We start from the raw sequence: 13,039 nt of genomic DNA on the forward strand, positions 1-13,039 counted from the left end.
AGACCGTGACCTTGCGGATTGCAGGATGATCGCCATGACTTCTCCCTTCACCGCTCCGGTATCTTCGGCGCCCAACCGTGTGCCCAAGGTCACGGTCGATTTCTGGCTGATCAAGCTCATGGCCGTGACCATGGGCGAGACGGCCGCCGACTACCTGGCCGTCAACATGGGCCTGGGCCTGACCGCCACCTCGCTCCTCATGGCGGCGGTTCTCGCCGTGATGCTGCTGGTGCAGTTTCGCCAGCAGCGCTATGTCCCCTGGAGCTATTGGTCGGCCGTGGTGCTGATCAGTGTCGTCGGGACGCTGGTGACTGACAACCTCACCGATAATTTCGGCGTGCCGCTGGAAACCTCGACCATTCTGTTCACGGTGGCGTTGGTCGCGACGTTCGCGGTCTGGCACGCAATGGAACGCAGCCTGTCGATCCACACCATCGACAACGTCAGGCGCGAAGCCTGGTATTGGCTGGCGATCCTGTTCACCTTCGCCCTCGGCACCGCGGCGGGCGATCTGGTGGCGGAGCGATTTGCATTCGGCTACCTGACCACCGGCATCCTGTTCGCCGGCGTCATCGGCCTGATCGCCTTCTGCTACTATACGTTCGAACTCAACGGCATAGCCGCCTTCTGGCTCGCCTATATCTTCACCCGCCCGCTGGGGGCTTCGTTCGGCGATCTCCTGTCGCAGCCTGCCGAATACGGCGGGCTGGGGTTCGGAACGACCTTGACCAGCCTGCTGTTCCTGGCCGCGATCGCCGCCCTGGTCATCTATATGACCGTGACCAGGAGCACGCACGACAAGCCCGCGCCAAGCCGGTAAACCGTTCGGCTCGTCGCTTGCGGCGCCGCCCGCTCCCCGGGGGAGCGGGCGGTTCCCGTTCCTTCCGCCAGGCTGCTAGGATGGCGGGTGATCGAAACGAAACTATCGACAGGCAGGGCCGATGCGCATTCTTCTGGTCGAGGATGACGGCAAGACCGCCGGCTATATTGCCAAGGGCCTGGGCGAGGCCGGCCATGTCTGTGACATTCTGGTCGACGGGCGCGATGGATTATATGCCGCCATGCGCGAGCCCTATGACGTGATCATCGCCGACCGGATGCTGCCCGGCCTGGACGGTCTCTCGATGGTTAAATCGGCCCGCTCGGCCGGGGTGAAGACCCCGGTGCTGTTTCTGACCTCGATCGGCGGCGTTGACGACCGCGTGGAGGGGCTCGAAGCCGGTGGCGACGATTATCTGGTCAAGCCCTTCGCCTTTTCGGAATTGCTCGCGCGGGTTCTGGCCTTGAGCCGGCGCCCGCCCACCCTCGACCAGAAAACGGTATTGCGTATCGCCGATCTGGAAATGGACCTGATCAAGCGGCAGGTCAGCCGCGCCGGCGAGGCGATCGACCTGCAGCCGCGCGAGTTCCGCCTTCTCGAAGTGCTGATGCGGGGCGAGGGGCGTGTCATCACGCGCACCATGCTGCTCGAGCAGGTCTGGGATTTTCACTTCGACCCGAAAACCAGCGTGGTCGAGACCCACATCAGCCGCCTGCGCGCCAAGATAGACAAGCCTTTCGAAGTCCAGCTGCTGCACACGATCCGCAATACGGGCTACAGCATTCATGTCCCGCGCTAGCCACCTCGTCCGGAGCACGCCTTTCCGCCTGGCGGTGACTTTCAGTTCGCTGCTGATCGTCGTGTTCATCCTCTCCGGCACCATCGTCTACCGCGTGATGAGCGCCGATATCGCGGACCGGCTGGACGAGACGATCGATCAGACCTTTGCCGTGGTCGCGGCCGCCTATGGCGAGAACGATCTCGAGGATCTTGTCGCGGCGGTGGGCAGCCACGCCGCCGCGACCGACAGTTCCCACCAGATCCTGGCCCTCACCGACGCCTCGGGCCGCAGGCTGGCGGGCAACGTCGTGCCGGCAGGTGTGATGCCCGGGTTCTCCGATCGTGCGGGAACCGACTTCGGCCTGCCGGACGACGAGCGCTATCGGGTCTTCGCCGGCCGGATCGCCGGCAATCTGCTGATCATCGGCCTCAGCTATGCCGAAACGGAGGAACTGCGCGCCATCGTCATTACGGGCTTCGGCTGGGCGACCCTGATCGCCGCGCTGCTGGCTGTAACCGCGGGCGCGATCCTGGCCGCGCGCGTGCAGCGCCGGCTGGATGCGATCGCGACGACCATGGTCGAGGTCTCTCTCGGCCGGCTGCAGGCGCGGATTCCGATGATCGGGAACGGCGACGACATCGATATCGTCTCCGAACAGGTGAATGCCGCGCTCGATCGCCTGGCGTCGCTGGTCGACAGCATGCGGCAGGTCAGCGCCGACATCGCCCATGATCTGAAGACACCGCTGAACCGGTTGAACATCACCTTGGAAGACCTCTCCGGCCGGGTCGCCTCGCCGGAACTTTCCGCCGCCTTGGACGAGGCCCGCGGCGAGATGGAGCGCATCAATGCAACCTTCGACGCCCTGCTGCGCATCGCACAGATCGAGGCGGGGGCGCGCAAGGCGCGCTTCAAGGCGGTCGACCTGCGCCTCGTGGCCGAGACGATCGGGGATATCTATGCCGAAGTCGCGGCTGACGGCGGGAAGGTGCTGACCCTGGATCTGCCGCCTGAAGGCGCCGCCGTGATCAACGGAGATGCCGATCTGCTGACCCAGCTCCTGGCCAATCTGGTCGAGAACGCGATGCGCCATTGTCCGGCGGGGACTTCGATCTCGCTGCTGGTCCAGGCTGTCGGGCGCAGGGTGGTCGTGGAGGTGCGCGATGATGGCCCGGGCATCCCGGAGCCGGAGCACGAGAAAGTCTTTCGCCGCCTGTACCGCATGGAAAAGAGCCGGACGACGCCGGGCAGCGGGCTTGGCCTCAGCCTCGTGCGGGCTGTCGCCGATCTCCACGGTGCGCAGATCTCCTTGAAGAATGCGGACCCCGGCCTTCGCGTCATCATCTGTTTTTCGGCGTCACCGGAAGCCGGTCACCCGGTTCCCTGATATTCAGCGAGACCCGGGCGACGAGGCCCCGGCCGTCGGGCCGGTTCGCCAGTTCGATCGCCGTGCCATGGCGCGCGGCAATGCGGGCGGCGATCGCCAGCCCCAGCCCGCTGCCCTCGATGTCGGCGGATGCGGCGCGGAAGAAGGGGTCGAAGACGCGCGTCATCAAATGTTCCGGAATTCCCGGGCCGCTGTCCGAAATCTCCACAAACACGCTGTCGCCCGCGCGGCGCACGGCGATGTCGATGGTGCCGTCCTCGGGCGTGTAGCGCAGGGCGTTCTCCACAAGATTGCCGAAAAGCGTGCGCAAGTCGGAGGGGTTCCCGAACACGACGGCGGTGTCCGTATGGGTCAGGCCGATGTCCTGCCGCCGGTGATCGGCGATCGGCAGGATGCTGGCGACGACCTCCTTGATCAGTTCCAGGAGATCGATCGCCGCGAAGCCGGTGCCGGTGCTGCCCGCTTCCTGACGCGCTATCTTGAGGAGTTGGTCAACCAGCAGCGAGGCCCGCCTGATGCCCTGCTTCAGTTCAGCGATGCGCGCCGCCCTGGTGGCGGGATCGCCGATCCTGTCGAGGTTGCCGGCTTGAAGTTGCAGGGCCGCGAGCGGGGTGCGCAATTCGTGCGCCGCCTCGGACACGAAGCGGCGCTGGACCGCGACGACGGACTGCAAGCGCCCCAGCAGGCGTTCCATCTCGGTGACCAGGGGGGCGACTTCGGCCGGGATATTGTCCAGGCGGAAGGCGGCGTCGTCGTCGGCGCTGCGCCTGGCCAGGCTTTGGGCCAGGCGGTTCAGCCCGATGGTTATGCGGCGGACGACGACGATGAGCAGAAGCCAGGACAGGGGGATGGCGATCGCCACCGGCAGCATCGACCGGAGGGCGGCCGCTTCCGCCAGTTCCCGCTGCACTTCGACCTGCTGGGAAATCTGCACCGTCCGCCTGGGGGTGACCAGGGTGTAGGTGCGCCACGCCAGGCCGCCGCTCGACGTGTCGGAATACCCGGTCGACGAATGGCGCGGGATGTCGGCCGCTTCAGGGGGCGACGATTGCACGATCTCATCCCGTCGATCCCAGATCTGGACGGCGAAATCGTCCTCCTGGTCATAGATCTCGTCCGCGGGGGGGCGCTGAGGGGGCAGGCCCTGGACGCCGGGATCGCCGACATTGAGGGCGACCTGGCGCAACTGCTGATCGAAGAATTCTGCCGCCTCTTTCAATGTCAGCAAATAGGACAGGGCGCCGGTCAGGATGCCGACAAGCGCCAGCAGCACCGTCAGCCAGCGCGACAGGGTCCGGCGCAGGGAAAGCGATCGCTTCACTTGGCGGCCATCCACCCGGCGCCGCGGATGTTGCGGATGATGTCCTTGTCGAACTTGCGCCGGACGTAGTGGATCAGCACTTCGACCGCGTTGCTTTCGACTTCCTGCCCCCAGCCGTAGACATGTTCTTCCAGTTGGTGGCGCGACAATATGGCGCCGGGCCGATGCAGCAGCGCCCGCATGAGGGCGAACTCTCGGGTAGGCAGTTGCACCGTCTTGCCGTTGTAGGACAGTTCCGCGGTCGCAAGGTCCAGCTTGATCCGGTCGCTGCCGATGACCGAGGTGGCATGGCCGCCGTGCCGGCGCAGGACCGCCCGCATCCGCGCCTGCAGTTCCTCGATCTCGAAGGGTTTGACCAGATAGTCGTCCGCGCCGAGGTCCAGGCCGATCACGAGATTGGCGGGATCGTCCTGGGCGGAGATGATGATCAGCGGCGTCCCGTTGCCCCGCTCCCGCATCTCCTTCAGGACTTTCATCCCGGGTTTCCGCGGCAAGGCCAGATCGAGAAGAACGACCGCATAGGTATTGGCGTCCAGGGCGAGGTCGGCATCGGTACCGTTCCGCACCCAGTCGACCGACATGCGGGCATCGGCCAGGGCGGCACAGAGGCTGTTGCCGATCATCGGGTCATCTTCTACGAGCAGGATTCTCATCGATGCTTTTGCTTTGCCGCTTCAATGCCGATCTTGGCTCCGGATCAGGGATCGCTTCCGCAACGCGCGCCGGCACGCCCCCGGGGCCCGCCGATGACCGGTCAACATTATACCTGGCGGTCAACGCGTTTGAACTGGCGGCTGATCATGGCGGATGTGCGGGGCGGGCTAAGTTCTTGCTAAGTTTTCCGTGTCAGCCTGATGCGGGTTGTGTCGGCATGGGAATTTCTGGCGTTGGCGGCCGCGCGGGCGCGGGCAGCGAAGGAAATCATGCGTTCCGATTGATGAAAGACGGTCGATGCGGCTGGGATCGAAGTGTGAGACGGGCGCCATCAGGGGCGACATGCTGGCTTTGGTGATGTTCGCGCTTGCGTCGGGGGCGCTGTTCGCCTTTGCGCAGCTGACCGGTGAAGTGCTGGAGGGGGAGACGCGGGCTTTTGACGAAGCCGTTCTCCTGGCCTTGCGCCAGCCGCAGGACGTCGAGGCACCGATCGGCCCGGCTTGGCTGCGCATCTTCATGACCGATCTTACCAGTCTCGGAAGCGCGACGACGCTGACGTTGATTACCGTGCTGACGGCTTCCTATCTTGCGCTGACGGCACGCCGCGGCGCGGCAGTATTCGTGCTGGCGTCCGTGGCCGGCGGCTGGCTGCTCAGCACGGCCCTCAAACTTGGTGTCGCTCGGCCCCGGCCTGATATCGTCGGGCATCTGGTCGTGGTCAACGACCTCAGTTTTCCCAGCGGGCATGCCATGCTGTCCACCGTGACCTTTCTCACCCTGGGTGCTTTGCTGGCGCAGGAGCAGAAGGCATTGGCCTTGCGCCTGTATTTCATCGGCAGCGCAATCCTTCTGGCTGTGGGGGTCGGTTTCAGCCGGATCTACCTTGGCGTCCACTATCCGACCGACGTCGTGGGGGGCTGGAGCGCCGGCACCGGTTGGGCTGTCGCCTGCTGGCTCTTCGCGCGGCGGCTTCTGGCCAGGGCCGCCTGACGCCGACGGCGAACCGGTTTCCACGTCGCCTGAAGATATTCTAGGCGCGATAGCGAAGGGCATCGACGAGCAGGGCGAAGGCGGCCGAGGGTTGGCGCCGGCTTGGATAGTAAAGGTGATAGCCGGCGAAGGCGGGGCACCAGTCTTCCAGCACCTGGACCAGGCGCCCGTCCGCCAGATGCTGTTCGGCCTGGTCCGCCATGACGAAGCCGAGGCCGAAACCCGCCGCGGCCGCTTCGACGATCATCGGGACGCTGTTGAAGGCCAGTTGCCCCTCGACGCGCACGCGGACGTCGCGCCCGTCCTTGGCCAATTCCCAGGCATAGAGCGAGCCGGAACTCAGCATCCGCAGATTGATGCAGCGATGGCCTGCAAGGTCGTGGGGAAAGCGGGGAACCGGGTTGTTCCGGAAATAGGCCGGCGATCCGACCACGATCATCCGCAAGTCCGGCCCGATCCGGACCGCCACCATGTCCTTGGCCAGCGCTTCCCCCAGCCTGACGCCGGCGTCGAACCGTTCGGCCACGATATCGGTCAGGCTGGAATCGATGCTGAGCTCGATATGGACGTCGGGATATTGCGGCAGCAGCTTTGCGATGGCCGGCCACAGCACGGTTTTCACGGCATGGTCGGATGCGGTGATGCGGATGGTTCCCGCGGGCTTTTCCCGCAGTTCGCTGATCGAGGCAAGCTCGCCGCCGATGCTTTCCAGCGCGGGGCGCAGGGTGCGCAGCAGGCGCTCGCCGGCTTCGGTCGGGGCGACATTGCGTGTCGTCCGGGTCAGGAGGCGGACGCCCAGCCGGGTTTCGAGCCGGCGGATGGTATGGCTCAGCGACGACTGGGATGTGCTGAGTTTCGCCGCCGCCCGGGTGAAGCTCTGTTCCTCCGCGACCACGAGGAAGGCGTTCAAATCGACGAGATCCTCGCGCTTCATTCATGAACCTCCGATATGGCCCCGATCAGTTTACCGCGGCTAATCATCGAAGTCCCCTTTGGCTAAATTGTGGTCGAATGAAACGTCGCGGCGCCGGGCCACCTTTTTCCTGCCTGCCTGCCGGCCGGCTTGCGCGGCAATCCCGGTCTTTCGGAGGGATGCGATGAAACCCCTGGTCATCTGTCACATGGTCACCTCCCTGGACGGCCGCCTGCATCCCGGCCGCTGGACCGACAGCCCGGATGGCGGGCGCGCCGATTGGTCGGCCCTCTATGAGGAGATCCATCGGTCGCTGGCCGGCGATGCCTGGATCGTCGGCCGGGTGACCATGGCCGAGATGAGCGGCGGCGCGCCCCATGCGCCCACGGGGCCGGTGGCGGTCAGCCGGCCCTGGCATTTCGCCGACCGCGCGGCCGGCGCCTATGCCATCGCCATGGATCCCGCCGGCCGGCTCCATTTCCAGTCGGACAGGATCGGCGGCGATCACATCGTGGTGGTGCTGGGCCCTGGCGTCGGGGACAGCCATCTGGCGGCCTTGGCCGCCGACGGTATTTCCTATCTCGTGGCCGAGGATGAAAGGCCCGATCCGGCCAAGGTGCTGGCCGTGCTCGGCCGCGAACTCGGAATCCGCCGCCTGCTGCTCGAAGGCGGCGCCGTCATCAACGGCGCGTTTTTCGCCGCCGGGCTGGTGGACGAACTCAGCCTTCTCGTCGCGCCCGCGCTGGACGGGCGCACCGGCGCCGCCGGCGTGATCGATGCCGGCGAGGCGGGGCTTGCCGGGCGGGCGGCACTATCGCTCACCTCTTGCGCGGCGGTCGGGTTCGGCGCGGTGCACCTGCGCTATGCGGTGCATTTCCCGCCGCAGGAGCTGCCGGCCCCCTGACCGGCCGGCCAGGGGGAGGGGCGGCGGGCCACCGTCGCCGCCATGCCGTCTCCGGTTACGCCCCGACCGCGAGCGAGGCCATGTCGATGACGAAGCGATAGCGGACGTCCGATTGCTCGAGCCGTTCGAAGGCCGCGTTGATCTGGTCCATGGCGATCATCTCGACATCCGGCAGGATGTTCTTCTTCGCGCAGAAATCGAGCATCTCCTGGGTTTCCCGGATGCCGCCGATGGGCGAGCCGGCGATCCGCCGCCGGCCGAGGACCAGGGGCACCGTGGTCGGCTCGGGCAGAAGGCCGATCTGGCCGACGATCACCAGCGTGCCGTCGACATCGAGCAGCGGCATATAGGGATTGAGGTCGTGCTTCACCGGCACCGTGTCGATGATGAGGTCGAGGCTGTTCGCCGCCTTGGCCATCGCATCCGCATCGGTCGAGACGAGCAGGGCATCGGCGCCCAGGGCCAGGGCGTCCTCGGCCTTGCCCGGGCTCCGGCTGATGACGGTGACATGGGCGCCGAGGCCGGCGGCGAGCTTGACCGCCATATGGCCGAGGCCGCCGAGGCCGACCACGCCGACACGGCTGCCCGGGCCGACGTTCCAGGTGCGCAGGGGCGAATAGGTGGTGATCCCGGCGCACAGCAGGGGCGCCGCCCGGGCAAGGTCCAGCCCGGCGGGAATGCGGAGGGCGAATTCCTCCCGCACCACCAGGTGTTTCGAATAGCCGCCGAGCGTATGGTCCCTGGTGAAACGGTCGAACCCGCCGTAGGTGCCGGTATTGCCTTCCCGGCACAGCTGTTCCTCGCCCTTGCGGCACTGGTCGCAGTGCTGGCAACTGTCGACCATGCAGCCGACGGCGACATGGTCGCCGATCTTATACCGGGTGACGGCCGGGCCGGCATCGACCACGCGGCCGACGATCTCATGGCCCGGGATCGCGGGAAATACCGTCCAGCCCCAGTCGTTGCGCGCCCAGTGCAGGTCGGAATGGCAAACCCCGCAATAAAGGATTTCCAGGGCGATATCGTTGGGCCGCAGGGCCCGGCGCTCGAAATGGAACGGCGCCAGGGGTTCGTTTGCCGCCGTGCAGGCGAAGCCGATCGTCTTCATTCTCTACCTTCGTCGGTTGATGGGGTGCCTCGTCTTCCGGCCGGCCCAGGACGGGCGATGGGGGCGCGGCGCCCTATGCGAGCGGGGGCACATGGGGGAAGGGTAGCGGCCGATCCTCCCCGCGCGGTAGCCGCCAAGATCGGCATGAAGCTATGTCCATGGTTCATGAATGGCGGGAACCCATAGCGGCACGAAGATGGGGAAGGGGGCGTCCCAATTCCCCGTCCGGTCCGCGCCGCCCCGGCCCGGGGGCATGCCGGGGGGGCACCAGGCGCTATGGCGCTGGGGTCAGGCGGATCAGGGCGCCGTCGTCCGAATCGGTCAGGATCATCACGGCCCCGTCCGGGGCGACGGCGACATCGCGGATGCGGGCCTCGTCGCGCAGGTAGCGCGCTTCGCCCGTCACCCGGGCGCCGTCCAGTTCCAGCCGCACCAGCGCCATGCCCGACAGGCCGCCGATCAGCGCGCTGCCGCGCCAGCCGGGGAACATGTCGCCGTCGTAGAAGACCAGGCCGCTCGGCGCGATCACCGGATCCCAGTAGTAGACCGGCTGTTCCATGCCGGGCTGTGCGGTCAGGCCCTGGCCGATGGGCCGGCCGCTGTATTCCTGGCCATAGGTGATGACGGGCCAGCCGTAGTTCTTTCCCGCCTCGGGCCGGTTCAATTCGTCGCCGCCGCGGGCGCCGTGCTCGACGGTCCAAAGCGCGCCGTCCGGCCCGATGGCCGCGGCCTGGATATTGCGATGGCCATAGGACCAGATTTCGGGCCGGGCGCCGGGGATCGCCGGATTGCCCGCCGCCGGGCCGCCCTCGGGATCGATGCGCAGCACCTTGCCGATATGGGTGGAAAGATCCTGGGCCAATTGCCGCGGCTCGGGCCGCGAACGGTCCCCGGTGGTGACGAACAAGGCCCCCGTCCCGTCGAAGACCAGGCGGGAGCCGAAGTGATAGGTCGAGGCCCAGGCCGGCTCCTGGCGGAAGACCACGCGGACGCCGGTCATCGCCGTGCCGTCGGCGGAAAGCGTGCCGGTCGCCACCGAGGTCGAATTGCGCCCTTCGCCGCGCGGTTCGGAAAAGCTCCACCAGACCCGCCGGGTAGCGCCGAAATCGCCCCTGACGGCGACATCGAGCAACCCGCCCTGGCCGCTGGCATCCACCGCCGGCAGGCCGGCGACGGGGCTGGACAGGGTGCCGTCGGTCCCGATCAGCCGCAGCCGGCCGGGGCGTTCCGTCACCAGCCAGCGCCCGTCCGGCAGATGGGCCATGCCCCAGGGCGTATCGAGGCCCGAGGCGATGACGGTCGCCCGAAGCCCGACGTCATCCGCGATGGCGGCGGCCCGGGTCTGCCCCTGGAAGGCCGGCCGCTGGCCGGCGGCATTGGGCGCCTCGGCGTTGAAATCCTGCGCCGTCGCCGCGCGGCCCGTCAGCGGCGCGGCCAGCAGGTCCAGGGCGAGAAACAGGCCGAGGGCGAGAAACGGGCGTGGGCCGTGGGCGGGGCGTGTCGGGGGCATGGCGTTCCTCACTCGGTGGCGCAGGGCACTCGGTGGCTCGGGGCGGTGCGGGCATCCGCCTTACCGGGGCGGGCCGGCGCGGTATTGTTCGTCGGTCACTTTCTCCATCCAGGTGACCGCGCTGCCGTCCAGGACTTCGGCGACGGCGAAATGTACCATCGCCTCGGTGGCGCTGGCACCATGCCAATGCCGGACCAGGGGCGGAATCCAGACCACGTCGCCCGGGCCGAATTCGACGATCGGGCCGCCCTCGCGCTGAACCCAGCCGCGGCCGGAAACGATATAGAGCGTCTGGCCCAGGGGATGGGTATGCCAGGCCGTGCGGGCGCCCGCCGCGAAGGAAACCGTGCCGCCGCCGATCCGGGCCGGGCCGGTGCCCTGGTAGCGGGTGGAAATCGTGACATCGCCGGTGAAATTGGCTTCCGGGCCTTTGGTCCCGGCCCCGGGCGTCGCGCGGTGGACCTGGAGTTCGCCTGCGGGGGCGGCCGGCGCCTCGCGCGCGGCAAAGACCTGACGGAGCACCGGGACCGCCGACATGGCCCGGGGCCAGCCGGCGTAGAAGCCGAGATGGGCCAGCAGTTCCGCCGCCTCCCCCCGGGTCAGGCCGTTGTCCATGGCGCGATGGGCATGGAACGGCAATTGTTCCGGCTGGCCGATGGCGACCAGCGCCGCCATGGTCACCAGGCTGCGGTCGCGCGGGGAAAGCTCCGGCCGGCGCCACAGATCGCCGAACAGCACGCGGTTGGTCAGGTCGGCCAGGGCCGGCGCGGTCGGCCCCACGGTGGTATCGACCGTGCCGGCCCGGGCGGCCTCCGCCGCCGCCGCCAGTTCGATCCGGGCCCGGTCGCTGCCGGCGACCGGGCCGATGCCGCGCTCGTCGAAGATTTTCTTCGCTTCGGTAACGGCCGAGATGGCATTCGGCCAGCCGGAATAGAAGGCGAGATGGGTGATCAATTCGCCGATTTCCGCCGGCAGCACGCCATTGTCCAGCGCCCGGCGCACATGGCCGCCGATCTGCGCCGTCTTGCCGGTGGAAACCAGGGCGGCGAGTGTGGCGAGGCTGCGGTCGCGCGGGGCGAGATCCGCCCGTTCCCAGACTTCGCCAAACAACACGTCGTCGGTGAAGTGGCCGAGGCCGGGCGCGACATCATAGACCGCCGGCGGCGCGACGCGGCGTTTCTCGTCCTGCGCCGCCGCGCCGGTTGCCGCCAGCGCCGAGATGGCAATGCCTGCCGCGATCGTTTTCATGGTCTGGTCCTTGTTCCCGCATGCGCGTGCGCCGGCGGAATATCCCGCCGACGGATTGGGTCTCGTCGGTCCGGCCGTCACCCGCCGCCGCTGCCCGGATTTCATCGGGCCGAGGCGAAATCGATGACGAAGCGGTAGCGCACATCCTTTCCGACCACCCGGTCGTAGGCGGCGGCGATCTGGTCGGGCCGGATCACCTCGACATCCGGCCGGATGCCGCGGGCGAAGCAATGGTCGACGACCTCCTGCGTTTCGGCGATGCCGCCGATCATCGAACCCGCCAGGCCCTTGCGCCCGAAGGCCATGGCGGCGGGATCGAGGCCCCGGGCCTCGCCCAGGCCCACGTTGACCAGGGTGCAATCGAGTTTCAGCATGTCCATGAAGGGCTGCGCCTCGAAGGCATAGGGCACGGTCGAGATGATCAGGTCGAAAGCATTGGCGAGCCGCGCCATCGCCGCCTTGTCGTCCCACAGCACGGCCGCCCCTGCGCCCAGCCGTTTCGCGTCGTCGAGCTTGCCCGGCGTGGTGGTGAAGACGGTGACATCCGCGCGCTGGGCCACGGCGAGTTTCACCGCCATATGGCCAAGGCCGCCGAGCCCGACCACGCCGACGCGCTGGCCGGGGCGCACCGCCCAATGGCGGAGGGGGGAGAAGGTGGTGATGCCCGCGCAAAGGATCGGCGCGGTCGAAACCGGATCCATGCCCGGCGGAATGCGGATGACGAATTTTTCCCTGACGACCATCCTGTCCGAATAGCCGCCATAGGTGTGCCCGCCGGAAATATCGTCCTCGCTGCCATAGGTGAAGGTGACCCGGTCGAGGCAGATCTGTTCGCGGTCGGCGAGGCAATTCGCGCAAGTGCCGCAGGCCTTCACCATGCAGCCGACACCGCCGAGGTCGCCGGCCTTGAATTTGGTCACGGCACTGCCCACCGCGGCCACGCGGCCGACGATCTCGTGACCGGGCACGCAGGGAAACGGCGGCGTGCCCCAATCGCCCCGCACCGTATGCACGTCGGAGTGACAGATGCCGGCATAGAGAACATCGAGCAGGACGTCGTTCGGGCCAAGGGCGCGGCGCTGGATCGTGATCGGGGCGAAGGGGCCGCCGAGTGCAGCCGTTGCCCAGGCTCGCGTCGGATAGGGGCCGTCGCCGGCGGCCGGGCGGGGTTGTTCCGCCCGGGCCTCCCCGGCCAGCAGCGCCGGGGTGGCCGCGATCAGGGTCGCGCCCCCGAACAGCAGGCTCCGCCGGTTTTGGCTGGTCGGGCCGTTCTCTCGATGGGCTTTGCCGCATAGGTCGCACATGGGTCTTCCCTTCGCCTGCCGGGGCCGGTCCGGAACTCTCGCGGGTGGATGTTTTTCGGCATCTACGGTTTTCGCGCCCATCTGCCTTCGCGCCGGCGA

The 13,039-nt window shown here is 67.6% G+C and carries 12 protein-coding genes; 5 read left to right on the forward strand and 7 right to left on the reverse strand.

Annotated elements, in window-relative coordinates; all coding sequences use genetic code 11:
- Positions 1–34: 34 nt before the first annotated feature.
- The 3 genes from DKG75_RS00370 (at position 35) to DKG75_RS00380 (ending at position 2,988) form a co-directional block, all read left to right on the forward strand.
- The gene (locus tag DKG75_RS00370; RefSeq protein ID WP_109920087.1) at positions 35–820 is read left to right on the forward strand and encodes a COG4705 family protein; all 786 of its coding nucleotides are present in this window, start codon (positions 35–37) and stop codon (positions 818–820) included.
- Between the two features lie 121 nt (positions 821–941).
- Complete coding sequence (locus DKG75_RS00375) at positions 942–1,619, forward strand: winged helix-turn-helix domain-containing protein (protein ID WP_109919101.1); 678 nt, start codon at positions 942–944, stop codon at positions 1,617–1,619.
- Positions 1,606–2,988 carry a sensor histidine kinase gene (locus tag DKG75_RS00380; protein WP_109919102.1) on the forward strand — a complete coding sequence of 461 codons (1,383 nt, stop codon included), beginning with the start codon at positions 1,606–1,608 and terminating at the stop codon, positions 2,986–2,988. Before DKG75_RS00375 ends, DKG75_RS00380 begins: the two co-directional genes overlap by 14 nt.
- On the opposite strand, the gene DKG75_RS00385 is transcribed toward DKG75_RS00380, so the two are convergent.
- Together DKG75_RS00385 and DKG75_RS00390 are read right to left on the reverse strand one after the other, a co-directional pair.
- Positions 2,942–4,309, reverse strand: coding sequence for an ATP-binding protein (locus tag DKG75_RS00385; protein ID WP_166646448.1), 1,368 nt, complete (start codon positions 4,307–4,309; stop codon positions 2,942–2,944). The two genes, DKG75_RS00380 and DKG75_RS00385, sit on opposite strands and share 47 nt — an antisense overlap.
- On the reverse strand, positions 4,306–4,962 hold the full coding sequence (locus tag DKG75_RS00390; RefSeq protein ID WP_109919104.1) for a response regulator transcription factor: 657 nt from the start codon (positions 4,960–4,962) through the stop codon (positions 4,306–4,308). Before DKG75_RS00390 ends, DKG75_RS00385 begins: the two co-directional genes overlap by 4 nt.
- A 343-nt stretch (positions 4,963–5,305) precedes the next feature.
- On the opposite strand from DKG75_RS00390, the gene DKG75_RS00395 reads away from it, so the two are divergent.
- Positions 5,306–5,953, forward strand: coding sequence for a phosphatase PAP2 family protein (locus tag DKG75_RS00395; protein ID WP_208112033.1), 648 nt, complete (start codon positions 5,306–5,308; stop codon positions 5,951–5,953).
- Between the two features lie 40 nt (positions 5,954–5,993).
- Here the strand turns inward: DKG75_RS00395 and DKG75_RS00400 are convergent, their stop codons facing one another.
- Complete coding sequence (locus DKG75_RS00400; RefSeq protein ID WP_109919106.1) at positions 5,994–6,887, reverse strand: LysR family transcriptional regulator; 894 nt, start codon at positions 6,885–6,887, stop codon at positions 5,994–5,996.
- A gap of 163 nt (positions 6,888–7,050) precedes the next feature.
- Between DKG75_RS00400 and DKG75_RS00405 the strand changes: the two genes are divergently transcribed.
- Positions 7,051–7,770, forward strand: a complete 720-nt coding sequence (locus DKG75_RS00405) for a RibD family protein (protein WP_109919107.1) — start codon at positions 7,051–7,053, stop codon at positions 7,768–7,770.
- A 55-nt stretch (positions 7,771–7,825) separates the two neighbouring features.
- On the opposite strand, the gene DKG75_RS00410 is transcribed toward DKG75_RS00405, so the two are convergent.
- The 4 genes from DKG75_RS00410 to DKG75_RS00425 all read right to left on the reverse strand — a co-directional run bounded on the left by DKG75_RS00410 (position 7,826) and on the right by DKG75_RS00425 (position 12,940).
- The gene (locus tag DKG75_RS00410) at positions 7,826–8,878 is read right to left on the reverse strand and encodes an NAD(P)-dependent alcohol dehydrogenase (protein ID WP_109919108.1); all 1,053 of its coding nucleotides are present in this window, start codon (positions 8,876–8,878) and stop codon (positions 7,826–7,828) included.
- A 274-nt stretch (positions 8,879–9,152) separates the two neighbouring features.
- A complete protein-coding gene (locus tag DKG75_RS00415; protein WP_109919109.1) occupies positions 9,153–10,388 on the reverse strand; it encodes a PQQ-dependent sugar dehydrogenase in 1,236 nt (411 codons plus the stop codon).
- 60 nt (positions 10,389–10,448) lie between these two features.
- Positions 10,449–11,636: a (R)-mandelonitrile lyase gene (locus DKG75_RS00420; protein WP_109919110.1), complete on the reverse strand. Its 1,188-nt coding sequence runs from the start codon at positions 11,634–11,636 to the stop codon at positions 10,449–10,451.
- A gap of 101 nt (positions 11,637–11,737) precedes the next feature.
- Entirely contained in the window at positions 11,738–12,940 is a 1,203-nt protein-coding gene (locus DKG75_RS00425; RefSeq protein WP_109919111.1) for an NAD(P)-dependent alcohol dehydrogenase, read from the reverse strand.
- Positions 12,941–13,039: the final 99 nt, after the last annotated feature.

Source organism: Zavarzinia compransoris, from assembly GCF_003173055.1.
GTDB classification, from domain to species: Bacteria; Pseudomonadota; Alphaproteobacteria; order Zavarziniales; family Zavarziniaceae; genus Zavarzinia; species Zavarzinia compransoris.

Bases quoted from the DNA above. Each gene is read 5' to 3' on its own strand.
- DKG75_RS00370 (WP_109920087.1), top strand. From the start codon at position 35: ATGACTTCTCCCTTCACCGCTCCGGTATCTTCGGCGCCCAACCGTGTG.
- DKG75_RS00375 (WP_109919101.1), top strand. From the start codon at position 942: ATGCGCATTCTTCTGGTCGAGGATGACGGCAAGACCGCCGGCTATATT.
- DKG75_RS00380 (WP_109919102.1), top strand. From the start codon at position 1,606: ATGTCCCGCGCTAGCCACCTCGTCCGGAGCACGCCTTTCCGCCTGGCG.
- DKG75_RS00390 (WP_109919104.1), bottom strand. From the start codon at position 4,962: ATGAGAATCCTGCTCGTAGAAGATGACCCGATGATCGGCAACAGCCTC.
- DKG75_RS00395 (WP_208112033.1), top strand. From the start codon at position 5,306: ATGCTGGCTTTGGTGATGTTCGCGCTTGCGTCGGGGGCGCTGTTCGCC.
- DKG75_RS00400 (WP_109919106.1), bottom strand. From the start codon at position 6,887: ATGAAGCGCGAGGATCTCGTCGATTTGAACGCCTTCCTCGTGGTCGCG.
- DKG75_RS00405 (WP_109919107.1), top strand. From the start codon at position 7,051: ATGAAACCCCTGGTCATCTGTCACATGGTCACCTCCCTGGACGGCCGC.
- DKG75_RS00410 (WP_109919108.1), bottom strand. From the start codon at position 8,878: ATGAAGACGATCGGCTTCGCCTGCACGGCGGCAAACGAACCCCTGGCG.
- DKG75_RS00415 (WP_109919109.1), bottom strand. From the start codon at position 10,388: ATGCCCCCGACACGCCCCGCCCACGGCCCACGCCCGTTTCTCGCCCTC.
- DKG75_RS00420 (WP_109919110.1), bottom strand. From the start codon at position 11,636: ATGAAAACGATCGCGGCAGGCATTGCCATCTCGGCGCTGGCGGCAACC.
- DKG75_RS00425 (WP_109919111.1), bottom strand. From the start codon at position 12,940: ATGTGCGACCTATGCGGCAAAGCCCATCGAGAGAACGGCCCGACCAGC.